Origin of the sequence: Carnobacterium sp. FSL E2-0243 (genome assembly GCF_038003605.1) — a bacterium.
Taxonomy (GTDB): Bacteria; Bacillota; Bacilli; order Lactobacillales; family Carnobacteriaceae; genus Carnobacterium; species Carnobacterium maltaromaticum.
The window spans coordinates 77372-100897 of record NZ_JBBOPM010000003.1; the positions used below are offsets into that span (position 1 = coordinate 77372).

General features: G+C 32.2%; 23 protein-coding genes and 2 pseudogenes. 16 read left to right on the forward strand and 9 right to left on the reverse strand.

Going from position 1 to position 23526, the window contains the following annotated elements:
• Positions 1 to 394 precede the first annotated feature (394 nt).
• On the reverse strand, positions 395 to 676 hold the full coding sequence (locus MHI00_RS17495) for a hypothetical protein (protein ID WP_229252493.1): 282 nt from the start codon (positions 674 to 676) through the stop codon (positions 395 to 397).
• A 367-nt stretch (positions 677 to 1043) separates the two neighbouring features.
• Between MHI00_RS17495 and MHI00_RS17500 the strand changes: the two genes are divergently transcribed.
• Both MHI00_RS17500 and MHI00_RS17505 read left to right on the forward strand, forming a co-directional pair.
• Positions 1044 to 1577 (forward strand): hypothetical protein, encoded by a 534-nt coding sequence (locus tag MHI00_RS17500; protein ID WP_341115583.1) that lies wholly within the window; start codon positions 1044 to 1046, stop codon positions 1575 to 1577.
• A gap of 56 nt (positions 1578 to 1633) precedes the next feature.
• Positions 1634 to 1765, forward strand: a complete 132-nt coding sequence (locus MHI00_RS17505; protein WP_341115585.1) for a hypothetical protein — start codon at positions 1634 to 1636, stop codon at positions 1763 to 1765.
• Between the two features lie 19 nt (positions 1766 to 1784).
• Here MHI00_RS17505 and MHI00_RS17510 read toward each other — a convergent pair.
• A protein-coding gene (locus MHI00_RS17510; protein WP_238338722.1) for an IS3 family transposase occupies positions 1785 to 2926 on the reverse strand; the annotation gives its coding sequence in 2 pieces (ribosomal slippage) (positions 1785 to 2680 and positions 2680 to 2926; 1143 coding nt in all).
• Between the two features lie 85 nt (positions 2927 to 3011).
• Here MHI00_RS17510 and MHI00_RS17515 point away from each other — a divergent pair.
• Positions 3012 to 3320, forward strand: a pseudogene (locus tag MHI00_RS17515) (DUF1541 domain-containing protein); the annotation flags it as partial.
• 320 nt (positions 3321 to 3640) lie between these two features.
• On the opposite strand, the gene MHI00_RS17520 reads toward MHI00_RS17515, so the two are convergent.
• From MHI00_RS17520 to lgt, 6 genes are all read right to left on the reverse strand, one after another.
• Complete coding sequence (locus MHI00_RS17520) at positions 3641 to 3874, reverse strand: AbrB/MazE/SpoVT family DNA-binding domain-containing protein (RefSeq protein ID WP_035063718.1); 234 nt, start codon at positions 3872 to 3874, stop codon at positions 3641 to 3643.
• 52 nt (positions 3875 to 3926) lie between these two features.
• Positions 3927 to 5960: a heavy metal translocating P-type ATPase gene (locus tag MHI00_RS17525; RefSeq protein WP_035063719.1), complete on the reverse strand. Its 2034-nt coding sequence runs from the start codon at positions 5958 to 5960 to the stop codon at positions 3927 to 3929.
• 133 nt (positions 5961 to 6093) lie between these two features.
• A complete protein-coding gene (locus MHI00_RS17530) occupies positions 6094 to 7290 on the reverse strand; it encodes a murein hydrolase activator EnvC family protein (RefSeq protein WP_187959144.1) in 1197 nt (398 codons plus the stop codon).
• Positions 7291 to 7310: 20 nt separating this feature from the next.
• On the reverse strand, positions 7311 to 7484 hold the full coding sequence (locus MHI00_RS17535) for a DUF2933 domain-containing protein (protein WP_015076895.1): 174 nt from the start codon (positions 7482 to 7484) through the stop codon (positions 7311 to 7313).
• 21 nt (positions 7485 to 7505) lie between these two features.
• Positions 7506 to 7712, reverse strand: a complete 207-nt coding sequence (locus MHI00_RS17540; RefSeq protein WP_015076894.1) for a DUF2933 domain-containing protein — start codon at positions 7710 to 7712, stop codon at positions 7506 to 7508.
• Between the two features lie 87 nt (positions 7713 to 7799).
• Positions 7800 to 8594: a prolipoprotein diacylglyceryl transferase gene (lgt, locus tag MHI00_RS17545; RefSeq protein ID WP_016356528.1), complete on the reverse strand. Its 795-nt coding sequence runs from the start codon at positions 8592 to 8594 to the stop codon at positions 7800 to 7802.
• Between the two features lie 237 nt (positions 8595 to 8831).
• Here lgt and MHI00_RS17550 point away from each other — a divergent pair, with 237 nt between their 5' ends.
• From MHI00_RS17550 to MHI00_RS17605, 12 genes and pseudogenes are all read left to right on the forward strand, one after another.
• Positions 8832 to 9482 (forward strand): TIGR01906 family membrane protein, encoded by a 651-nt coding sequence (locus tag MHI00_RS17550; protein ID WP_016356527.1) that lies wholly within the window; start codon positions 8832 to 8834, stop codon positions 9480 to 9482.
• On the forward strand, positions 9451 to 10671 hold the full coding sequence (locus MHI00_RS17555) for a glutamate-cysteine ligase family protein (RefSeq protein WP_016356526.1): 1221 nt from the start codon (positions 9451 to 9453) through the stop codon (positions 10669 to 10671). The genes MHI00_RS17550 and MHI00_RS17555 overlap by 32 nt, the downstream gene beginning before the upstream one ends.
• Positions 10672 to 10737: 66 nt before the next feature.
• Positions 10738 to 11169, forward strand: coding sequence for a CopY/TcrY family copper transport repressor (locus MHI00_RS17560; protein WP_016356525.1), 432 nt, complete (start codon positions 10738 to 10740; stop codon positions 11167 to 11169).
• A 17-nt stretch (positions 11170 to 11186) separates the two neighbouring features.
• A complete protein-coding gene (locus MHI00_RS17565) occupies positions 11187 to 13637 on the forward strand; it encodes a heavy metal translocating P-type ATPase (RefSeq protein WP_016356524.1) in 2451 nt (816 codons plus the stop codon).
• 21 nt (positions 13638 to 13658) lie between these two features.
• Positions 13659 to 13874: a heavy-metal-associated domain-containing protein gene (locus MHI00_RS17570; protein ID WP_015076886.1), complete on the forward strand. Its 216-nt coding sequence runs from the start codon at positions 13659 to 13661 to the stop codon at positions 13872 to 13874.
• Positions 13875 to 14130: 256 nt separating this feature from the next.
• Positions 14131 to 15657 carry a multicopper oxidase family protein gene (locus MHI00_RS17575; protein ID WP_035063672.1) on the forward strand — a complete coding sequence of 509 codons (1527 nt, stop codon included), beginning with the start codon at positions 14131 to 14133 and terminating at the stop codon, positions 15655 to 15657.
• Positions 15658 to 15675: 18 nt separating this feature from the next.
• A complete protein-coding gene (locus MHI00_RS17580) occupies positions 15676 to 15903 on the forward strand; it encodes an SHOCT domain-containing protein (RefSeq protein ID WP_144060834.1) in 228 nt (75 codons plus the stop codon).
• A gap of 27 nt (positions 15904 to 15930) precedes the next feature.
• Complete coding sequence (locus MHI00_RS17585; RefSeq protein WP_015076883.1) at positions 15931 to 16614, forward strand: response regulator transcription factor; 684 nt, start codon at positions 15931 to 15933, stop codon at positions 16612 to 16614.
• Positions 16611 to 18011 (forward strand): sensor histidine kinase, encoded by a 1401-nt coding sequence (locus MHI00_RS17590; protein ID WP_015076882.1) that lies wholly within the window; start codon positions 16611 to 16613, stop codon positions 18009 to 18011. The genes MHI00_RS17585 and MHI00_RS17590 overlap by 4 nt, the downstream gene beginning before the upstream one ends.
• Before the next feature lie 30 nt (positions 18012 to 18041).
• The gene (locus tag MHI00_RS17595) at positions 18042 to 18755 is read left to right on the forward strand and encodes a class A sortase (RefSeq protein ID WP_015076881.1); all 714 of its coding nucleotides are present in this window, start codon (positions 18042 to 18044) and stop codon (positions 18753 to 18755) included.
• A gap of 31 nt (positions 18756 to 18786) precedes the next feature.
• Positions 18787 to 19209: a NusG domain II-containing protein gene (locus tag MHI00_RS17600; RefSeq protein WP_015076880.1), complete on the forward strand. Its 423-nt coding sequence runs from the start codon at positions 18787 to 18789 to the stop codon at positions 19207 to 19209.
• Between the two features lie 32 nt (positions 19210 to 19241).
• Positions 19242 to 19587: pseudogene (locus MHI00_RS17605) on the forward strand (recombinase family protein); the annotation flags it as partial.
• A 4-nt stretch (positions 19588 to 19591) separates the two neighbouring features.
• Here the strand turns inward: MHI00_RS17605 and MHI00_RS17610 are convergent.
• Positions 19592 to 20176, reverse strand: a complete 585-nt coding sequence (locus tag MHI00_RS17610) for a recombinase family protein (RefSeq protein WP_010051903.1) — start codon at positions 20174 to 20176, stop codon at positions 19592 to 19594.
• A gap of 184 nt (positions 20177 to 20360) precedes the next feature.
• Between MHI00_RS17610 and MHI00_RS17615 the strand changes: the two genes are divergently transcribed.
• Positions 20361 to 23366, forward strand: a complete 3006-nt coding sequence (locus tag MHI00_RS17615; protein WP_084679661.1) for a Tn3 family transposase — start codon at positions 20361 to 20363, stop codon at positions 23364 to 23366.
• The last annotated feature ends 160 nt before the right edge of the window (positions 23367 to 23526 follow it).

Consider the following 23526-nt stretch of genomic DNA (forward strand, 5'->3'; position numbering starts at 1 on the left):
TGAGTTATAGTTTAATAACTTGAAAAAATAAATAGGAAATGGTAGAATTAAGTTGACAAAAATTCCAAGCTACACACCAAAACCCCAATATCGGTCAGGATATTGGGGTTTTTTTTGTCTATAAGACAGTGGTGTGACTCGTCACCTATTTACTTGTCTTTACGGTTAAGCCAGTAACCGAATAACTCAGCTAATATTGCTACAGTGAGCGGTAAGACAAATGCTACAACAAAAATTTCCAAACATACACACCTCCTCACATTTGGACTAGTCCCTCGTGAGATAGGTGACTTAAAAAGTATAACATAGATTCGGTCTATATTCGTACCCATTTAAAAATAGTTAAACAAAAAACACGATTGCTTTTCGCTTGTATGCGATAGAATCGTGTTTTTTATTTGGGTGCTTTTTTCTTAAAAAATTCTTTTGTAGCGTCAACTGTTGGCTTGAAATTAGTAACCTCTATTTTACTTAGGACTTTAAATTGTCCCTTGTCTACAAGTAGCTTAAGACTTCCGTCCTCGATGTATCTGTTTGCTGTTGTACGAGTCACGTCTAGTATTTCCAAAGCTTCCTTAACATTTATTAAGTCCTCTTTCAGAAAGGCTTCTATAGCGGTTATTTTTTCGTCAGTTGTAAGTCCTTCGTTATCGATAATATCATGAATTTGTAGCAACTTTAAAACCTCCTTTTCTCTAGTATACACGATAGAAACTAAAGTGTAAACGATATAAATTAAAGTTAAATATATATTGGATAAAGTGTATATAATAGTAGACAAAGTATACAGTATATGATATACTTTATTTAGTGATAAAGAAAGACACAAGAAGCGCGAACTTCTCGTGTCAACAACAAATCAAGTAATTGATTTCGTTAAGTATACCATTTCTTTACTCTAAATAAAACAACAAAGAGAGGTTGATTTACATGATGTTAGGGATTGTATTTGGAAGTGCCTGCTTACTAGTTTTCGTGGTAGCAACATTGATTCATGAAAAAATCGAGAAAGCTGACAACAAGAGAACTGAGGTGTCTCACAATTGAAAAATATGGATTATGAAGTAAACAGATTATCTGCATTAACATATGGAACAATTATTGGATTGAGAAAATTCAAAAATCAAATCGAAGAACAGTTCGAACAAATTCCTCCTGAATACTATGAAGGATTAGAAAGAACGAATCCTCACCGAGTAGCAATTGATGATGCACGAATCCCTTTTGACCAAATTAGTGAGATTTTAGATGAAGTTGACAAACTTAACCTATATCCTGATAAGAAAAATATTAGTTGGACAGAAGCGAGTGTTGATGAAGAATATTTAGTCCTAAAAAGTCGAGTGATAGATGGAATTAATGAAGACATAAATGAAGCTGAAATATATAAATTTGACGATAAATTAAAAGCAATCCAGTTTTGCATGGATGAAAGTAAAAAAGAAGTCGAAAGATGTTATAAAGCTTCTCATGACTATTCGTCAAGAATTGATGGTGATTCATTCTTCGTTTATGAATCAGATACTTCAACTGAAACAATATTTACGATTAGAGAAGCTGATAAAGTAATGAATTAAAAGTTAAATAATGGGGGAGGGCAAACCTCCCCTTGATAATTATCGGAGGTTATAAAATGTCAGGATTAGAAAAATATTACCAAGTACTAACTGCACTATTGTTCGCACAAGTTGTTCTTTACTGTTACTACAAATATGTAAATGAGGATAAACAATTTGGCAAATATGGACAGATGTCAATAAAGTAGACACAAAAATAGATACAATTTAGATAGACCCAAAATAGATTTTTTCTTTTTCATTCGGGGTCATCATATTGTTTGCTGAATGGGGGCGTTTTGAATTGTAAAAACCCTCTATATATTCAAATGAAGATTGTTCAACTTCTTGGATTGTTCTAAATGTTCTGCGGTTCAGTTCTTCTTTTTTCATATATTTAAAAAAAGACTCGTTTACGGCATTATCCCATGGGTAAGCTGCTTTGGAATAAGATGGAACGAGGTTATGTGTGTCTAAAAATTGACGAACACTAGTCGCACAGTATTGGCTTCCACGATCTGTATGGAATAGAACAGGCTCTTTGGGATTTCTTTGATACACAGCTGTTTCAAGTGTCTCAAGGACTAAAGAAGCTTCCATAGTTGGACGAACGCGCCATCCTATAATTTTCCTGGAAAATAAATCTAAAATGACACAGAGATAAACAAACCCTTTATTAACAGGAATGTAAGAAATATCGCTCGTCCAAACTCGATTCGGTTCAGTCGGATTGAATTGTTGGTTTAAGTGATTTGAGTAAGCTAAAGAAACCTTTGGTTTCGCATATAAAAATTTCGGCTTAGCTGTAGACATTTTTGGCAAATCCATTGATTTCATTAATCGGTACACTCGCCCAACACTAATGAAAATTCCAAAATCACGCTCAAGAACAACTTTTATTTTCGCAGCACCTAATCGTTTTTTAGAATCCATATAGATAGAAAAAATGGTTTGTCGAAGCTGTTGATTTTCAACAGTTCTAGGAGCAGGAGTTGGGTCAAAGTGTTTATAATAGGTACTTCTATTTACGTTTAAGACTCTACAAAGGCGCACAATAGAATGATCAAAACGTAATAAATGAACCGCATCTAATCGTTGTTTGAGTGTGGCGTGAAGATGGCAATCGCTTTTTTTAAGATGAGGTTTTCCTCTTCTAATAAAGCATTTTTCTTCTGTAAGTCTTTAATCTGTTTAGCAGTAAGGATAGAACCATCTTCAATTTGAACTTCAGAATATTGTTTTACCCAGCGGGATAACGCTGTAAAGGAAACGCCATAGTCTTTACACAACGAAGTTTGTGTTTTACCTCCATGGTAAAGATTAACAAGGCTTTTCTTAAATTCTTCATCATATTTTTTGTAATTGGACATTTGAATCATTCCTTTCGTTTTAGTGTCTACTTATAAACAGTATACCATTAAAAATACTGTCTACTTTATTAGTATATATCCAAAAGCAACAGTTACAGCTGCATACGATACGACCATTTATGAAATCACTTTTGATCCAACGAATGGTGGGGCAACGGTTAAAAATCATAAATGGGTAGTACAAGAAGAATTGAAAGATAAAAAAAATGTAGCGAAAATTGGAGATTCAGTTATTTTAGAAGCAAATCATACTGTCGGCATGATGGGGGCTGAAGCAACTGTTGATGAAGCAATAACGGGAACTGTCTATGTCGTTGATTATGAAGCAACCGATGGTAGTGGAATGGTTAAAAATCATATGTGGGTAACTGAGTCTGAATTAAAAACTAACTAAATTGAAAAAAGAGGTCTCCATGATTCATGGGACCTCTTTTTTGTGGGATAATCTAAATGCATTGAATCTTTGATAGGAGTACAATGATTTTCTAGCTCCTTAAATTTATGACCATAAAGCAATGCATTTAAAACAAATGATACTATCTTTAACTACGCAACATCTAAAACTGTCTATCTCACTACTATTTTTGCAATTAAACTAAGAATAATATAGCAATTTTTCAAGCAACAGTGTAAAGAGTTAGCGGTTGATACTGTCCTTTGAAAAAATTAAATATATTACCTGTTTTTTTTGTTTACTTTTAAGTTTATAGTTATTTATTTCTCACTTTTAGAATTATATTGATTCGCCACATTTTGAATGGACGTATCATTATATTTGTCAATGACTGACCTGGCTTTTTGTAGGAGAACTTGCTTACCTACTATTATAAATTCAATTTCATCTCCATTTTCAACATTAATTAATTGCTTTACTTTTAAAGGTATTGTTGAAATTGAACTGTTGCCAGACTGCCTAAGCTTATAAGTTTTTGTAAATTTTTCGTTCATATTCATTCCTTTCAATATAAAATTCTACTTAAAAAGACTTTATTATTATATACTATTTTATCTTTAATAACATAGCATTTATTGCTACAATGACTGTGCTAAACGACATGAATATAGCACCAATTGCCGGACTAAGAATGATACCTGCGAAGGAAAGTACCCCGGCAGCTAAAGGTATTGCAACAATGTTATAACCTGATCCCCACCATAAGTTTTGTATCATTTTTCTTGAAGTATTTTTTGCAAGGGTTAAAAAATGGAGAATGTCAGATGGGTTACTTTTTACAAGAATCACATCTGCAGAATCAATAGCTACATCTGTTCCAGCACCAATAGCTACGCCAATATCTGCTCTTACTAAACTAGGAGCATCATTAACACCATCCCCGACCATCATGACGATTAGACCTTTATTTTTATATTCTCTGACGATTTTTTCTTTGTCTTCCGGAAGGAGTTCCGCATGGACATCCTCGATGCCTAAATGATTAGCAACCACAGCTGCCGCTTGTCTATTATCTCCAGTTAACATCACTGGTTTAATACCTTGTTTTTTTAATGCTTCAATCATAGATTTAGCTTCTGGTTTAATTTGATCACCCTGCGCAACTATCCCAACATTCTTATTTTCAACTAAAAGAAAACTAACAGAGTTTCCTTTACTCGAAAGGTCGGAAAAGAGTTTTTTATCATAATCTAGGGCATGTCTATTTAAATAAGCAACACTTACAATTTTGACATCTTTAGTTAAAATTGTTCCTTCAATTCCTGTACCTGCAATTGTTGTAATGTCGGTAGCCAGGGGTGTATTTAAGTTTAGTTCTTTAAGTTTTTTCAAAACACCAATTGAAAGTGGATGACTCGAGTTTTTTTCTAAAGAACCCATATATTCAAGAATTTCAGTATCCGTATAGTCATCTGAAAATGATTTATAAGTAGATACTGAAAAGTTACCTTCAGTAAGAGTGCCTGTTTTGTCCATCATAATAACATCAACCTTTTTAGCTACTTCTAAGGCTTGTCTATTCTTAATTAGTAATCCATTTTGAGCTCCAAGCGAGGTGGAACGTGCTGTTACTAATGGAATAGCCAGTCCAAGTGCATGTGGACATGCAATAATCAGGACAGTAACCATTCGCTCTAAAGCAATATTCACATCACCAGTTAGGAGTATCCAGGTTGTAAAAGATAAAATCCCAACAATTAAAGCAACGTAAAATAGGAGTTTGGCTACCTTATCAGATAGCGATTCGACACTTGATTTTTCTTGTTGCGCACTACTTACTAAAGCCATTACTTGAGATAAATATCCTGATTCACCTGTTCCGGTAACTTTTATAGTAATTGTTCCAGAACCATTCACTGAACCACCAATAACTTTGTCATTTATATTTTTGGTAACGTCTTTTGCTTCACCAGTTACCATTGATTCATTGACGGTTGTTTTTCCAGAAATGAGTACTCCGTCAGTTGGGATTTTCTCACCAGCTTTTACCATCACTTTATCTCCAACATTGACATCTTGTAAAGCAACTTCTTTTGTATTTCCAGTGGCATCAAGCACGCTTGCTGTCCCTGGTAATAATTCTGCCATTTTTTGTAATGCATTTCCAGCGTTGCTTATAGCATTCATTTCAATCCAATGCCCAAGTAACATGATAAGAATCAACGTTGCTAGTTCCCAAAAAAAATCCATTACATGAACTTTATTTGTTAAAATATTATTTGCAATAAAAGCATACACGCTATAAATGTAAGCCACTGAAATACCTAATGAAATTAAGGTCATCATTGCTGGGCTTTTAGCTTCAAGCTCCATTTTAGCCCCTTTTAAAAAAGGCATTCCCCCATAGAAGTAAAGAATAGAGGCTAAAATAAGAACGACCCATTCAGAACCATTGAACTTAATTTGAAAAGGAAGTTTCCCCCCCATCATTGGTGAAAATAAGATAATTGGAATAGCTAAAAATAAAGAAACAAAAAATTTTTGTTTTAAATTCCCCATGTGCATTGAATGATCCATAGTTCCTGTTCCATGTTTCATCTCGCTATGATTCATGTGGCTATGATTTGTTTTATCCCCCATATTAATTACCTCCAGTATTGTTATAGTTGCATTTGATAAACAAAGTCTACAACTGTAAACGATTTTTGTCAAGAAATTTATCTTTTAACCTAATCATTTATAGGAACCAGGAACAATCGAACATAGCTGTATTTTAATTTAAGAAATTCATAGGATCAAGCACATTTCCCATTCCCCCATATAAAGAGGTTCGAATTTCAAAATGTAAATGAGCCCCAAAAGAAATTCCAGTGTTCCCGACTTTTCCAATGATTTGTCCTTGTTGAACACTATCTCCAACAGAAACAAGTAGTTCAGATTGGTGACCATACAGAGAATACATGCCATTGCTGTGCTTAATAATAGTTGCAATTCCATAACCAGAAACAGGCATACCATCATTCTGAGCAACAACAACCTCACCAGCCATAGATGCAGCAATAGGCGTTCCTTCAGGAGCACTAAAATCCACACCTTTATGAAATCCATTTGCATCTAAGCCTTCTCTAGCACCAAAAGGTGAAGAAATAGGTGCCTGTAGTGGATAGATATAACCAGAGCTTCCAACAGTTAGTGAAGGTGCTGGAGGTTCCAGAGTCTCACTAGCAGAAGCCATATTCGTCAAATCAACACTAGTCTTAGCTATTACAGGTTTATTAGCGTCAGCTTCTAGTTGAATTTTTTTATTTTCTTGATTAGAAATAAGAATAATTTTGTCATCTTCTGCGGTAGCTTGTTGTTGTGCTAAAGTGAGTATCTTAGCTTCTTTTAAATTTTTTTGATTTTCTAATTTAACTTGTACTTCTTGCAATTCAGAAATTAATTTTTTTTGATTTTTTTGATTCGCGCTTGTTTTATTTTCTTGTAACACAATTTTTTCTTTATCTTCTTTTTGTTGCAGTACAATTTCTTTATTCGCAGAAATTAGTTTTGAAGATACTTCTATTCGTCCAATAAAGTCAGTAAATGATTCTGAATTCAAAATGAAATTTGTATAAGTCGAAGCATTACCTTCAATTTGAATCGTTTGGAGTTGGGAATTTAATTTTTCAGTTCTTTGAGTAATTTTATCTTGTAAATCATCGTTGCTTATTTTTAAAGTATTCATTTCAATTTGAATAAGTTTTATTTTCTCTACTAGTTGGTTACTTTCGTCTTCTTTTTTTTCGATTTCAGTAAGTAATTGCCCCAAGGCAACTTTCTCATTTTCAATTTCACTTTTTATAGAATTAATTTCTGTTGTGCTTTTGCTAATTTCTTCCTCATAATTTACTGCAAATGAAACTTGACTGTAAAATAAAGAGGATAAAGAAACAGAACCAATGATAATAGTTTTTAAAATTTTTTTCAAAATGAACCTCCTAGAAACAATTAATTTAATTTAGATTTAATTTTTTGTAATTCTTCGCTTAATTTTTCATTATGCTGTTTAAGCTGATCAAATTCATCTTTAGAAACATTATCTTTATTTTTTCCTCCATGTGTCATTCCAGACATCATAAAAATCATCATAATTGGACACACTAACAGTAAAAGCCATTGCATAAAAATCCTCCGTTCTTAATTTCATTTAATTTTTTGTTTTAATAACGTTAACTCAGAATTCATTTTTTCATTTTGCTCTTTTAATGCTTCAAAATCAGATTTTGAAATCCCGTTATGATTAGAGTGGTCATGGGATGAACTGTGACCATGTTTCCCATGCATAAAAAACATCATAATTGGACAAATTAATAGTAGTAAAAACGGTAAAATAGAGACAATTAAATTCATATAAATTCCTCCTTAAAAGTTTGTATTTCAATAAAGCCATTTAATTGCTTTATCTGTTTTTATATTCTGTTTAAATAATAAATTTCCCTACTCCAATAAGGTGCTTTTTTTTTCTTTTCTTGCAAGTCCAATCATTGCTACGGTAGATAAAATGATTAAGATCACAGAAATGAATTGAGCCATTCGAATAGTTGAAGTAAGCATTAAGCTATCTGTACGTAATCCTTCGATAAAAAATCTGCCAATAGAATAGCCCATTAGATACATGAAAAAGAGTTGACCTTGGAAATGTTTTTTATTTCTAACAAGCAACAAAATTATTAAGATCAAACTATTCCAAAGCGATTCATATAAAAATGTGGGATGATGATATGCACCGTCAATGTACATTTGATTGATTATGAAATTAGGAAGATTTAAACTTTCCAAAAATGTTCTTGGTACGATACCACCAAAAGCTTCTTGATTCATAAAATTTCCCCAACGGCCAACTATTTGACCGACTAGTATTCCAGGTGCTACTAAATCTGCAAGTTTAAAAAAAGGAATATTTCTTTTTTTTGAAAAAAAGTACCCTGTTATTATAGCGCCAATTAACCCTCCATGAATTGCTAAGCCACCTTCCCAGATTTTGAAAACATCCCAAAAATTAGTTGAATAATCTGACCATTCAAATAGAACATAATAGGTTCGAGCACTCAGGATAGCTATTGGAAAAGCAATCAGCAATAAATCAAGAATAGTATCATCGTTAATGTCTTCTTTTTCAGCTTGTTTTGCAACTAGTAAATATCCTAAAAAAGCCCCAGAAATCATGAAAATTGCATACCAATAAATTGTAATTGGTCCTATGGAAATAAAAATACGATTAAGTGGTTCCACTTAATTAGCCTCCTTAAAATTAAATTGACACACTTCCGAGTTTTGTAAAAACTAAAAATAATTTAACAGATAAAAACTATTTTTCTCTTTTACAGTGTAGTGAAAATATGAAAGTGCTTCTTTTAAATAATTTATCAAAGAAATATGGATTTTGTGTGTAGATTCAAAAAAAAAACAAATTCATAGAATCTCCATAAGATACTAGTAAAATAAGTTTTAATAAGAGAGGATGATACTATGAAAAAATTAAGGACATATTTGGCTTTGCTTGTTATATTATTGGGTAATTTAAGTTTTTCAATTGCAGTAGCGATAAATTTTACACCACTTTTCAAATGGAGTTTAACAGATTTGTCTACTAGTGAATTATCTAGGGAAGTAATCATGAAAAATTATACTATATTACTTAACTATTTAAATAATCCTTGGATACAAAGATTAAATATGCCTAATTTTGAAAGTTCAGCGCAAGGATTATTTCATTTTAGTGAAGTTAAAAAATTATTTATGCTTAATTATAGTATCCTTGCTTTTTCACTGATTTTTGGTTTTTTTTTGATTCGGTATTTAAAAAAGAAAAACGAACTTTCAGCATTGATTAAATTGATGAGCTACACAATGTATGGTCCATTAATCGTTTTAATTTTATTATTAGTAAATTTTGATAGGATATTCATACTTTTTCACGAAGTTTTTTTTAATAATGAAGCGTGGATTTTTAATCCGTCAATTGATCCTATTATAAATGTACTGCCACAATCATTTTTTCTTGCCTGCTTTATTTTCGTGTTTATTTTATTCGAAGTGCAACTTATTCTAACTTATTTGTTATTAAAAAAGAATTTAAGGAGAAATTATGAAAAAAATCAGCCCGTTATTAATGTCTAAGTTCACTGAAGGGACATTCGGAATTGAAAGAGAAACATTAAGAGTAAAAAAAGATGGGGAACTTTCACTTTCATTGCACCCCTCTAAATTGAATATAAAAGGAATAGAAAAAGACTTTAGTGAAGCGCAACTTGAATTAGTAATACCTGTACAAAATAGCTTAAAAAAAACATATGCCTTAATGCTTGAAATGACACGTTATATTCATCAAAATTTGCCAGAAGACGAATATTTATGGCCATTTAGTATGCCTACCTTAAACAAAGAAGAGGTGATGGTTCCTATTGCTACCTATAGTGATTCAGATAAAATCCTTTACAGAGAATATTTAGCAAAAAAATATGGGAAGTCAAAACAGTTAATATGTGGTATTCATTATAATTTTGGTTTTGATGATAGTTTATTGCGTATTTTATATGATGAAAGACAAGAAAAGTGTTCATTTAAAGAATTTAAAAACATGTTCTATTTAAAGTTAGCTAAAAATTTTCTACAAGATAAATGGTTAATTACTTATTTGTTTGGTGCTTCACCTGTGGGCGAAAAAAAAATATTTCCTTCTTATACTCCTGTTAGGAGTATAAGAAATAGTAGTTACGGTTATAGAAATCTAACGAGTCAAAAGGTATCTTTTGACTCATTAGATAGCTACGTAACCACATTGGAAGAGTTTATTGAAAAAAAGTACCTTTATGATGAGAGAGAATTTTATTCACCAATTCGTTTGAAAAATGGAAAAACGTTGGCTAGCTTAAGAGAAGATGGAATTGAATATATTGAAATTCGTATGATTGACATCAACCCATACAGTTCCTGTGGAATTGACTTAGATGATATGGAGTTCCTTTATTTATTTTTAATATATTTAGTTCACAAAAAAGAGACAGCCAGTCAAGCTGAAATATTAGAAGGACATGGAATGAATGAAGTAACTGCGCTTGAAGATCCTTTTTCAAAATCCACCTATTTTTATAAAGGGGTCTCTATTTTACAGGAAATGGAACAAATGGTTCTAAAATTGAAGTTACCGAATACCTATATACGGACCCTCAAGAAAATGCAAGAACGATTTTATTATCCAGAAACCACTTTAAGTGCTCAAATAATTAAAGATATGCAGAGTACAGGTTCATTTATGAATTTAGGAATCAAGATATCTCAACAATATAAAAATAGATACTTGACATGAAAAGTGCACAAGTGTACACTACAAGTGTAAATTCGTTTACACTTGTAGATGAAAGGGGAGGTAGGGATGGAAAATCACTGTGATCTTCAAATTACTGTAGCAGAATGGGAAGTAATGCGCGTTGTCTGGAGTTTAAGAACGGTCTCTAGTAAACAAGTTAGTTTGATTCTAACCAATAAAATGAATTGGAAACCAGCCACGACAAAAACATTAATTGGCAGATTAGTTCGTAAAGGAATTTTATCAACTAAAACTGATGGAAAAAGATTTATTTATGCTGCAACGATTAGTGAAGAAGAATGTATTAAATTTCAGGTTAATAAACTGTTATCTACTATATGCAACAAATCAATTGGAACAGCACTTGCTAATGCTATTACAGAATACGAATTGAGCAGTGATGATATTGTTTTGATTAAAAATAAATTGGAAAAAAAAATCCAATCAAAGATAGCATGTGAATGTGTTCCTGAAGAATGCGAATGTAGAAATCATTAGAAATAGAGGTGAATGTTGTGAAAAAAGAGGTATTTTTAATTGAAGGAATGACATGTGCCTCGTGTGCACAAACAATTGAAAAAGCTACAAAAAAATTAAAAGGTGTGGAGTTTTCTAGTGTAAATTTGACTACAGAAAAGTTAACTATCTCATTTGATGAAAACCAAGTATCTTTTACTGATATTAAAAAATCTGTAGATAATGCAGGCTATACAATCTCCACATCAAAAATAAAGGCTTCTTATTCTATAACGGGAATGACTTGTGCTTCATGCGCACAAACAATCGAAAAATATATAAACAAATTAGATGGAATTGTATCTGTTTCTGTAAATTTAGCAACAGAAAAAATGAGTGTTGACTATAATTCTAGTTTGTTATCAAATGAAATAATTATAGCAACTGTAAAAAATGCAGGTTACAGTGCAAAAAAAATAAATAGTGAAGAAAAAGTTAACGATACAAGTGAAATGAAAGAAAAAGAAATCAAATTAGTTTGGAAAAAATTTGTATGGTCAGCAATTTTCACTTTACCTGTTCTTTATTTGGCTGTGGGCCATATGTTTGGATTTCCCTTACCGGAAATTCTCGATCCTATGAAAAACCCGCAAATTTTTGCTATGACTCAGTTGATATTCACTATTCCTGTGATAGTACTTGGTAATAGTTATTACCGAATTGGCTTTAAAACCTTAGTTCGGCTTCACCCGAATATGGATTCACTAATTGCGTTAGGGACTAGTGCTGCATTCTTATACGGTATATTTGCAACTATTATGATTGCTAAAGGAGATTATAGTTATACAAATGAACTTTATTTTGAGGCTGCAGCAGTGATTTTAACACTAATAACACTTGGAAAATATTTAGAATTACTTTCTAAAGGAAAAACATCTGAAGCAATTAAAAAGCTTATGGGATTAGCCCCAAAAACAGCCTTAATTATAAAAAATGGAATTGAAAAAATTATTCCTATCGAAGAAGTAGAAGTTGGTGACATATTAATTGTAAAACCAGGGGATAAAATGCCAGTTGATGGTGTTGTGATAGAGGGAGTAACTTCTGTTGATGAGTCTATGTTAACTGGCGAAAGTCTACCAGTTGAAAAAAATGTTGGAAATTCAATCATTGGTGCTAGTATCAATAAGAATGGAACCATTCAGTATAAGGCAACTAAAGTCGGAACAGATACAGCACTCTCTCAAATAATTAAATTAGTTGAAGATGCCCAAGGATCAAAAGCTCCAATCGCTAAACTTGCGGATATTATCTCTGGTTATTTTGTACCAGTAGTCATTGCTTTAGCAGTAATATCTGGAGGAGCTTGGTATATTGCGGGTCAATCTGGTGTATTCGCTTTAACAATATTTATTTCAGTTTTAGTCATTGCTTGTCCGTGTGCACTGGGATTAGCAACACCTACAGCTATTATGGTAGGCACTGGTAAAGGTGCTGAAAATGGTGTTTTGATAAAGAGTGGGGTAGCGCTTGAAACAACACATCAAATTAAAACGATAGTGTTTGATAAAACTGGAACAATTACTGAAGGGAAACCCAAAGTTACGGACGTTATCGTTGTAGATCCTATATCAAAAGATGAATTACTCAGTTTTGCGGCTTCTGCTGAGAAAGGTTCGGAACACCCTTTAGGCGAATCCATTGTAAAAGAAGCGGAGTTTGCTAAAGTTACATTAAAAAAGGTTTCAAAATTTAAGGCAATTCCTGGTCATGGAATTGAGGTTCAAATTGAAAATAAGACTCTTCTATTAGGAAATAAAAAGTTGATGGACAAAAATAATATTAACCAAGAATACCTATCCGATACTTCTGACAAACTAGCAACTGAGGGGAAAACGCCCATGTATATCGCTATTGAGGGTCAATTAGCAGGAATAATAGCTGTTGCAGATACTGTGAAATCAAGCAGTTTAAATGCAATTAATAAACTTCATAAAATGGGAATTGAAGTAGCTATGATAACGGGTGATAATAAACAAACTGCTTTAGCGATTGCAAAGCAAGTAGGTATTGAGAGAGTTTTAAGTGAAGTATTACCTGAAGATAAGGCTTCTGAAGTCAAAAATCTACAAAAAAATGGAAAAAAAGTAGCTATGGTAGGAGATGGGATTAACGATGCTCCTGCATTAGCTCAGGCAGATATTGGGATTGCAATAGGATCAGGCACTGACGTTGCGATAGAATCTGCAGACATTGTTCTGATGCGAAGTGACCTCATGGACGTCCCAACCGCCATAGAATTAAGCAAAAAAACAATTCGAAATATTAAAGAAAACTTATTTTGGGCATTTGCATATAACACGCTAGGAATTCCTGTAGCAATGGGATTATTATTCTTGTTTGGCGGGCCTTTATTGAGTCCTATTATTGCGGGTGCTGCTATGAGCTTTAGTTCTGTTTCAGTTTTATTAAATGCATTACGACTAAAAAAATTTAAACCATCAAAATAACTAGGAAAGAGGTTTTTAATTATGAAGGAAAAACTAATTATTGACGGTATGAAGTGTGAAGGATGTGCTAAAAATGTTTTCAGAAGACTTCATTCTATAAGTGGGGTAGAAAGTGTTTCTTTAAGTTTGGAAGATAATTCTGCAACAATTGATAGTTCTCAACAAATTAGTCAAAAAGAGTTAGATTCAGTTTTTATTGATTCTCACTATAAAGTTTCACAAGTAATTAAAATGTAATGAAATAGCCTACTGAATCCTTTTTTTGATAGGATTTAGTAGGCTAATTTAATTAAAAGATAGTTAATTAAAAGTAGATTATAATTATGGGGGATAGAAGAGCTGTTAATTTAATTGTTTTTGAGGAAAAGGAAGAATTTTAAATTCTTTAATTGAAAATAAGTAAATAGAAGACTAGTTTCAGAGTAATCTCCATAAAATCTACAAAACTTTAGGCTATAGTAAAATAGTGTATAGAAAATAGAGGAGTGAGTTTATGAGTAAAAAACAATTAACAACAGTTTTATTAATTGTAATTGTAGCTTTCATAGCAGTTACTGGATGGTTTTTGTATGATAAAAATTATACTAAAACAGAAAATAATCAATCTAAACAAAAAATGAATATGAGTATGTCTGAGGGAAATTCAAGTAGTAACAGTAGCATGGAAATGATGGACCAAGAAAGCGAAAATAATGTTGAAATTGTGGAAAAAAATCAAAAAGAAAAAGAGTTGGCGATTCCTCCTTTATTAAAGGCAGATTCTGAAACAGACTCAGCAGTAGAATATACTCTAACTGCGCAAGAGGGAGAATCTTCCTTTATTGATGGCGAAAAAACTAAGACTCTTGGGTACAATGGTAACTTTCTTGGACCTGTTTTACGAGTTAAAAATGGCCAAAAGGTAACGATTAACACTGAAAACAAGTTAACTAGTGACACATCGTTTCATTGGCATGGGTTAAAAATCCCTTCAGACGTTGACGGTGGACCACACCAACCAGTAAAACCTAATGAGACTAAAAAAGTAGATTTCACTGTAGAACAAGAAGCTGCAACACTCTGGTTTCATCCACATCCAGATGGTGAAACAGCTAAACAAGTATATGATGGTTTAGCTGGCGTTTTGTTAGTAGAAGATGAAAATTCTGACAAACTAGATATACCAAAAAATTATGGTAAGGATGATATACCTGTAATTGTTCAAGATAGGGTTTTTGATAATAACAATCAGTTGAATTATGAATCAGATCGAAATGAAGACGGAACTCAAGGAGATACATTGTTGGTTAATGGAACAATAAATCCTTATATTAATGTTTCAGATGGGAATATACGTTTGCGTTTGTTAAATGGATCAAATGCAAGAAATTATGAGTTTTCTTTTGACGATGGGTCAGAATTTAAACAAATTGCGTCTGATGGTGGATTTCTTGCGAATCCAATTTCTTTGGATAAGGTTATGTTAACTCCTGGAGAACGTGCTGAAATAATTGTAAATACTGAAAAATACAAAAAAGGGGATGTACTAAATCTTATGGATGGTGATTCTAAAATTTTATCTCTAAAAATTACCAAAGATAATTTAAAATCAGTAGAATTGCCAACTAAGTTAAACGAAATTGCAAATGAAGATACTTCATCACTACCTGAACAAAAAATCACATTAAAAGGTATGTCACACATGGTGTCTATTGATGGAAAAACTTTTGACATGAATAGAATTGATTTGGAAAAAAAGAAAGATGAAAAAGAGATATGGGAAATTTACAATGCACCTGATATGATGGGTGGAATGATTCATCCTTTTCATATTCATGGGGTCCAATTTAGAATCTTATCAAGAAATGGAAAAACACCTCCTGAAAACGAAGCGGGATGGAAAGATACTGTTGCATTAAACCCAGATGAAACAGTTAAATTAGAAGTACAATTCCAAAATACTGGAATTTTTATGTATCATTGTCATAACTTGGAGCATGAAGAAAATGGAATGATGGGACAAGTAAAAGTTACTAAATAGAAAGGAGGCGTGTGTATAATGTTGAATAAGTGTATATCTTTTATGGGAGGTGGATTCAATATGATGTTTATGGGGATAATTTGGGTAAGTTTAATTGTTTTAATAGTGATTCTAGTGCTAAAAACTTTTGAAAAAAAGAATCAGAAACAAAATTTTGAAGAATCACCGGTGGATATTTTATTAAAAGAATTTGCAAAAGGGGCTATAACAGAAGAAGAGTATTTAGCAAAACGAAAATATATGTAACTAATAGATAATTGAGGGGGAATTGAGATGAAAATTCTGATTGTTGATGATGAGCCTAAAATACTAGAAATCGTGGATGCGTACTTGATATCAAAAAACTACTCAGTATATAAAGCAACATCAGGAAAGGAAGCTTTAGAAAAATATCATTTTATTTCCCCTGATTTGGTTATACTAGATTTAATGTTGCCAGATATCAGTGGTCTTGATGTGTGCGAAACAATTAGAAAAGAAACGGAAACACCAATCATCATGCTAACAGCAAAATCGGGAGAAGAAGACATTTTGAAAGGACTTGCTCTAGGTGCAGATGATTATATAGTGAAACCATTTAGTCCAAAGGAACTTGTTGCAAGAGTTGAGACCGTTTTAAGACGGTCTTCAACATTTTCTAGTCATGGGAAATTAATCTTTAACGATGGTGAGTTAATTATTATTCCAAGTACTCGACAAGTATTTTTAACAAATAATGAGTTAGCATTAACTTCTTCTGAATTTGATATTTTAGCTATTATTGCTTCTAATCCAAATCGTATTTTTTCTAGAAGTCAGTTGATAGAAATAGTAAAGGGAATGGAGTTTTCTGGATTAGAAAGAACAATTGATTCACATATAAAAAATTTACGCCATAAAATAGAAAAAGATCCAAAAAAACCAAATTATATTGTAACAGTTCATGGTAGCGGTTATCGTTTTGGTGAGGGAAAATGAAAAGAACGATAAAATGGCAATTAATTGTTTCGTTCTTGTTGCTATCTTCTTTGATAATTGGTTCATTAAGTTTTATAACAATAAGTTTAATGAATAATCATTTCGAAAAATATGTAAAGGAACGTCAAGAAGAGACGCTAACTCAATATGTAGAATCGATTGAACTTTTATTTAATTATAGTGAACAAAATTGGCAAACACAAGGAATCGGAGATATCGGTAAAAAAGCATTGGAAAATAATATTATTATTGAAGTCTATGACAGAAACAACAAGATATTATGGGCCCCTAGTAAAACAGAGAAAAGCAAAGCAACTAAAAAAATGAACATATATGCAAAATACTTAAAAAACAAATTGGATATTACTAATACTAATGTAGTTAAAATTGAAAAAAATCTAACATATAAAGAATCTACAATTGGTAAAGTGCTTTTTAGACATGTAGGTCCGTTATCCTATACGAAGCATGATGTTGTTTTTATATCCGATATGAAAAAGAATTTGATGATTGTCTCTTTCGCTGCATTATTTATCTCGTTTATATTTGCGACATGGGTATCAAGAAAGATGAGTATCCCATTAACCCATGTGAATGATTTTACTAAAAAAGTTGCAAATGGTGATTATTCACAACAAATCCCCCAAGAAACGTCTATATTAGAAATAAATGAACTGATTAGCTCTGTAAATGAATTAACTAGACAGTTAGAGCAGCAGCAAGAACTACGCAAAAGACTTTCTACAGATATTGCACATGAAATAAGAACCCCTCTTACAACCTTAAAAGGCAATATTGAGGGAATGCTAGATGGAATATGGGATGTATCTACTGAGAGGCTTCAAAGTTGTTATGACGAGGTTACTCGCTTAACTAGATTAATTGGTAACATCGAAAAATTAACTAAGTTAGAAAAAAATTATGAGAAATTAATTAAATCTAACTTTAATTTAAATAGTTTGATTTTTCAAGTGGTTACAAATTTTGATTCTAGTATTAAACAAAAAGAAATTCAGTTTAATTTATATGGAGAAGAAATTTCTGTATTTGCAGATAAAGATAAATTTAGTCAAGTTATGACCAACTTACTTGCTAATGCTATAAAATTTACTCAAAAATATGGTGAGATATCCATTAGTTTAAATAAAGTAGGGAATAATGTTGAGATAAAAGTAAAAGATAATGGGATTGGAATTAATGAGGAAGAGGTAGAACATATTTTTGACAGATTTTATATGGCAGATCCAGCGAGAAGCAGTTCTCAAGGTGGTCAAGGAATTGGATTAGCGATTGTTAAAAGTATTGTAGAGGCTCATTCTGGATCCATTCGAGTTGAAAGCAACATAGGTACCGGGAGTTGTTTTTTTATAAAACTACCAATAAAGAATAGACTCTAAAAATAATAGAATATAAAGGTGGAGTAATTATTGAAAACTAAAAAATCAAAGAAATTTCAGCTTTATTTTATTAATGTACTGACAATCGTGTTATTAGTAGCAGGTTTGTTATTAATATTTAATCGACCTATTAGAAACTGGCTCATTGACTACTTAGGACAGAACAATAATGTATCAACAGTGACTGTTAAAAAAATCGAGAAAAACAATCAAAAAAAAGGAGAATTTGATTTTGATCAAGTTGAAAGTCTTGATTTTGAAAGTGTTGCTCGTGCTAGATTATATCAGGACAAAATGGCTGTGATAGGTGGTTTAGCAGTTCCAAGTGTGAAAATAAATTTACCTATTTTAAAGGGTCTTTCAAATTACAATCTTGCAGTTGGTGCAGGTACAATGGTAGAAAATCAGGCCATGGGAAATGGGAATTATTCACTTGCAGGACATAATTTAGATCAAACAAATTTATTATTTAGTCCATTACATGACTTGAAAATGGGAGAAGTGATCTATCTAACTGACTTAAAAAAAGTCTATGTCTATGAAACAACGTTTCTTGAAATTGTTGATCCAACAAGAGTTGATTTAATTGAACCAGTGGATGGTGAAAATTTAGTTACATTAGTTACTTGTAATCAAGATGGATCTAAAAGATTAGTTGTCCAAGGTACATTAATAGAAGAAGTAACAATGTCTGAAGCAACTGAAAAAATTACAAAAGCTTTTGATATTGAGAAGAATATCTAGTAAAGTAGGCAGATCATTGAGAGGTGGAAATATGAAGAAGTTCCTGGTTTTTATTCGCCCATACGACGTTTTGATTATTAGTTTGTTAGTTATAATTTCTTTCATTCCTTTAGCTGTTTTCAATAAGTATAGTCAAAATATAGCTAATAAACTTGGAAATATAGCAGTCATTTCGATTGACGGAGTGACAGTGAGAGAAATTGAACTGTCATCAAATACAAAATATCAACTGTTTACACTTTACCCCTCAGAGAATCAATATAATATCATTGAAGTAGACGGAACAAGAATTAGAAATAAGAAAGACAATAGCCCAGATCAAATCGCAGTGAAAACTGGTTGGATTAGTAAAGTTGGAGAAACCAGTATTTGTCTACCACACAAATTAATAATAGAAATCCGGTCGAAAGATGGAGAAAAACAAAATGAGACCGATTTAGTCATCCCTCTTTAGTTATAAGAATAAAGTTCAAAGGATATTTAAAAAATGTTAATTTCATCTCCATACAAGATAATGTTGATACATCGGTTTCTATGGGCAGACTCTTTTTGCGAGTGATGATTAGTTTAGCAGAATTGGAACGTAACCTCATTATTGAACGAATCAAATCTGGCCTTGATGTAGTTAGAGCACGAGAAAAAGGGTTGGCGGGCACATAAAGATAGTATTTTAGTTGATTTAGCTTTAAAGATGTACGAAAGCAAGGAGTATTCAATCCCGCAAATTCTTAAAGCTTCTAAACTAAGTAAAACGACTTTTTACGTTATATGGGGTCAATGGAACATCTTTACGAAAAGTTGCGGTATAAAAACGAAAGCTAGGTTGGATTAACAACTTAGCTTTCGTTTTTTATATCTTCTATTTTTTTCAATTTCATTTTATTTATTTCTCGATAAAGCGTTCCTTGAGAAATAGTGGTAGATTCAAGAATTTCTTTAATCGAATAATCTCCACTGTCATACATTCTCATTGCTAAATTCAATTTTTCTTGAGGAATTTTTGGTCTTCCAATATTTACGCCACGTCTCCTGCTTGCAGTTATTCCTTCTTTTACACGCTCGGCTAATAAATTCCTCTCTAATTCAGCAATCACACTCATCATCTGGAGCATTGCTTTTCCGGTAGGCGTAGAAGTATCCATATTTTCTTTCAACGAAATGAATTCTACCTTTTCTTTTTCTAAGTGCTGAAGAAGAGTCAATATATCCAAAGTATTTCTACCAAGTCGAGAAATACTTTCTACAACTACTGTATCATTTGTCCGGATTATTTTTAACAGTTCTTCAATTCCTGGCCGTGACTTTTTTGTTCCAGTATATTTTTCTTTAATAATTTTTTCAACTCCATATTTTTTTAACTGATCTAATTGTCGATCTAGATGTTGCTCATCTTTTGACACTCTTGCGTATCCTATTATCATATAATTCCTCCTGATGCTCTTTTACTTTATTATCGGTAAATAACTATATTTTTGCAAGTGTTTCTTGTAAACTTATTTATAACTAGTTTTTGTAACTTAGAAAAGCTAGTTATTCAGTATCGAGTTTCAAAAAATATGAGGTTACAAAAACATTGGTTTTTGGTAACCACTCAGGGGGATTAAAATGGTAGAAATTGAACAATTGAAGGGACACCACAAAGAAGGATTTGGGAAATTTATAAATGAGCCATCTAAAGAACAACTTAATCTCTACTTTTATTTAAATGATTCTGATAAAGAGGTTATTGCAAAAATGAAAAAATCGTCCACAAAATTAGGATTCGCAGTTCAACTAGGAACCGTCAGGTTCCTCGGATGCTTTACATCTGATTTTGAAACACTTCCAATAGTGGTCATTCAGCATTTAGCTGCGCAACTAAATATTGACTACAAGGAATTTTATGGGTACACACGTAAACAAACAATTTGGCAACATATGAAACTTATACAAGACTACTATAACTATGTACTATTTACTGATAATGCAGTAGAAAAATATTTATCTGATTGGTTACTTGATCGGTCATGGTATACAACTGAGACGGATAATATGCTTTTTGATATGCTATTAAAAAAATGTTTGGATGAAAAAATTATTTTACCAGGTTTTTCTACTTTTGAACGCTTTGTATCTAAAATTATTGATTCTTCTGAAAAACAACTCTATAAATTACTTTCTGAGATTCCTGCTACATCAGAGGTAGAACGTTTGTTAGAATTATTTGATTTTGTTGGTGAGCCTATACGTGGTGCAACGCTTAAAATGGATATTTTACGAAGCCCTTTGATTGACGAAAGTCAAAAGGAGCTTATTCGTGGGTTTAATAGACTGATTATGTTCCAATCTTTTCATACAGAAAACTGGGACTTTTCTGTAATTCCTGAAGGGAAATTAAAAAAACTTGCCAGCTATGCTTTCAAAGCAAAAGCTCAAGCTATACAAAGAATGCCACTAAATCGCCAAATAGCTCATTTAGTGGCATTTGTTTATGAACATCAGAAAAAAGCAATGGACGAACAACTTTTAGCACTATCAAAATATGTAGATGCTATTTTTAGACGTGCAAAAAATAAAGAAATAAAAGATCGAATGAGAACAATAAAAGATTTAGATCGAGCTGCTCTTACGTTATCAAAAATTGTAGAACTTTTATTTGACGAATCCATTACTAACCAAGAAATTCGAAAAGTTATTTCAGATAAATTTCAAAAAGAAGAAATGGATGCAGCCATTTTTCAAGTTAAGGATATTGTTCGTAACGAACAAGAACCCATTGCAATTAATGAACTTCGCAAAGCATTCAGGAAAATTAAAAAGTTCATCCCCTCTATTCTTTTATCCATTAACTTTGAAGGTAACAATTACGGGGCAGATAGCTTAGTCGTTTGGGAAAAGATAAAAGAAGTTTTTCCAAAACCAATAACACTAGACCATTTTTATGATATTGAACCCTGTTTATCTAAAAAATGGCAATATTATATACATGAAAATCCCACTTCAGTAAATCAGTGCGTGTTAATTGCTGGGCTAGAACTTCTCTTTCAAGGATTAAAAAAGCATGACATATTTGTTACTAATAGTGAAAAATATGCAGACCCAATGAGCTATTTATTGGATGATTCTACGTGGATAGAGCAACGGGAAGTTTTGATTACTCAACTTGACTTACCTTCTTCAGGCACCTTAGCTGTACAAAAATTAAGCGAAGATTTGTCTCTATCTTTTATAGAAACACAATCAAATTGGGATGCATCTAATATGGCAAGGCTTGAAGAAATAAATGGTGAAGTAAAAGTAGTTGTTTCAAATTTGAAAAAGGGAAATGAGCAGCCTAATGAAAAAGAGTTTAAATCACGTGTGCGCCAACTCATGCCTAGCATTGATTTATCCGATTTATTATTGGAAGTAAACCAACGAGTTGGGTTAACTCAATCCTTTAAACATTTAAATGAGAAAGAATCCAGAATGAAACAGTTAGATATTAGTATTTTAGCAGTATTGTTAGCGGAATCATGTAATATTGGATTTTCTCCAGTTTCCAAAAATAATATTGATAGTTTGAAGTATGATAGGCTCACCTATGTAGCTCATCAATACTTACGTATTGATACCTTAACTGCAGCTAATCAAAAAATTATTCATTCACATAAGAAATTGGAACTGGCTCTTGCTTGGGGAAATGGAGAAATGGCGTCTGCAGATGGAATTCGGTATATAACACCGCAAAGATCACTTTACTCTGCTAGTAATCCAAAATACTTTGGCAAAGGCCGAGGAATCACTTTCTATAACTTTGTTTCAGATCATTATATTGGTTTCCATGGAATGGTTGTATCAGGCACGTTAAGAGACTCTCTTTACTTATTAGAGGGACTTCTTAATCAAACCAGCGGATTACAGCCCACTCAGATAATGACAGATACAGCTGGATATAGTGACCTTATTTTTGGATTATTTGGACTACTAGGTTTTCAATTTAGTCCTAGAATTGCGAATAAACATGGTACCAAACTATGGAGAATTGAAAAAAATGCTGATTATGGTTTATTGAATGATGTTACTAAAAGTCGAATTAACACTGATTTAATTGAAGAACATTGGGAAGATATACTTCGAGTAGCAGGTTCCCTGAAATCTGGTAAAGTCAATGCAACTGAACTAACTCGAGCGTTACAACGATCTGGTCAACCAACTTCACTTGGAAAAGCAATTACAGAATATGGAAAGGTTTATAAGACCAAACATCAACTACGCTATCTTTCAGATGAAATTTATGCTCGTCAAATACTTGAACAGCTAAATAAGGGTGAATCACGTCATGCACTTTGCAGAAGTATATTTTACGGAAGAAATGGAAAATTATATCAAACTTATATTGATGGAATGGAGGAGCAGTTAACCTCTTTAAGCGTTGTAACAAATGCAGTAATTTATTGGAATACACTGTATCTTGAAAAAGTATTGGAGCAGATGAAAGTAGAAGGATATGACTGTTCAGAAGAACTTATAGGAAAATTATCTCCACTTTTATTTGAGCATATAAACTTTGTTGGTAAATATTCATTCCAGTATAATCAAGGTCTAGAAGACGGATCATTACGACCATTAAAAACACCTGATTCTCTCTAATGTTCGTGTTTATAAAGATACCGCAACTTTTCGTTCGATTGTTCCAGACAATTTTGGAGCCTTAAAGTCTAAAAAAAATAGAAATGCTGTTAAATCAGCGTTTCTATTTTTTAATAGTCGATTATACCGCAACTTTTCGTTAAGATGTTCCATTGACCCC

What these genes read in the sequence shown, in the direction of transcription:
- MHI00_RS17610 (WP_010051903.1), bottom strand. Translation starts at nt 20,176, where the DNA reads ATGATAATAGGATACGCAAGAGTGTCAAAAGATGAGCAACATCTAGAT.
- MHI00_RS17550 (WP_016356527.1), top strand. Translation starts at nt 8,832, where the DNA reads ATGAAAAAATTAAGGACATATTTGGCTTTGCTTGTTATATTATTGGGT.
- MHI00_RS17555 (WP_016356526.1), top strand. Translation starts at nt 9,451, where the DNA reads ATGAAAAAAATCAGCCCGTTATTAATGTCTAAGTTCACTGAAGGGACA.
- MHI00_RS17525 (WP_035063719.1), bottom strand. Translation starts at nt 5,960, where the DNA reads ATGGGGGATAAAACAAATCATAGCCACATGAATCATAGCGAGATGAAA.
- MHI00_RS17580 (WP_144060834.1), top strand. Translation starts at nt 15,676, where the DNA reads ATGTTGAATAAGTGTATATCTTTTATGGGAGGTGGATTCAATATGATG.
- MHI00_RS17560 (WP_016356525.1), top strand. Translation starts at nt 10,738, where the DNA reads ATGGAAAATCACTGTGATCTTCAAATTACTGTAGCAGAATGGGAAGTA.
- MHI00_RS17505 (WP_341115585.1), top strand. Translation starts at nt 1,634, where the DNA reads ATGTCAGGATTAGAAAAATATTACCAAGTACTAACTGCACTATTGTTC.
- MHI00_RS17570 (WP_015076886.1), top strand. Translation starts at nt 13,659, where the DNA reads ATGAAGGAAAAACTAATTATTGACGGTATGAAGTGTGAAGGATGTGCT.
- MHI00_RS17535 (WP_015076895.1), bottom strand. Translation starts at nt 7,484, where the DNA reads ATGCAATGGCTTTTACTGTTAGTGTGTCCAATTATGATGATTTTTATG.
- MHI00_RS17590 (WP_015076882.1), top strand. Translation starts at nt 16,611, where the DNA reads ATGAAAAGAACGATAAAATGGCAATTAATTGTTTCGTTCTTGTTGCTA.
- MHI00_RS17575 (WP_035063672.1), top strand. Translation starts at nt 14,131, where the DNA reads ATGAGTAAAAAACAATTAACAACAGTTTTATTAATTGTAATTGTAGCT.
- MHI00_RS17615 (WP_084679661.1), top strand. Translation starts at nt 20,361, where the DNA reads ATGGTAGAAATTGAACAATTGAAGGGACACCACAAAGAAGGATTTGGG.
- MHI00_RS17520 (WP_035063718.1), bottom strand. Translation starts at nt 3,874, where the DNA reads ATGAACGAAAAATTTACAAAAACTTATAAGCTTAGGCAGTCTGGCAAC.
- MHI00_RS17585 (WP_015076883.1), top strand. Translation starts at nt 15,931, where the DNA reads ATGAAAATTCTGATTGTTGATGATGAGCCTAAAATACTAGAAATCGTG.
- MHI00_RS17600 (WP_015076880.1), top strand. Translation starts at nt 18,787, where the DNA reads ATGAAGAAGTTCCTGGTTTTTATTCGCCCATACGACGTTTTGATTATT.
- MHI00_RS17540 (WP_015076894.1), bottom strand. Translation starts at nt 7,712, where the DNA reads ATGAATTTAATTGTCTCTATTTTACCGTTTTTACTACTATTAATTTGT.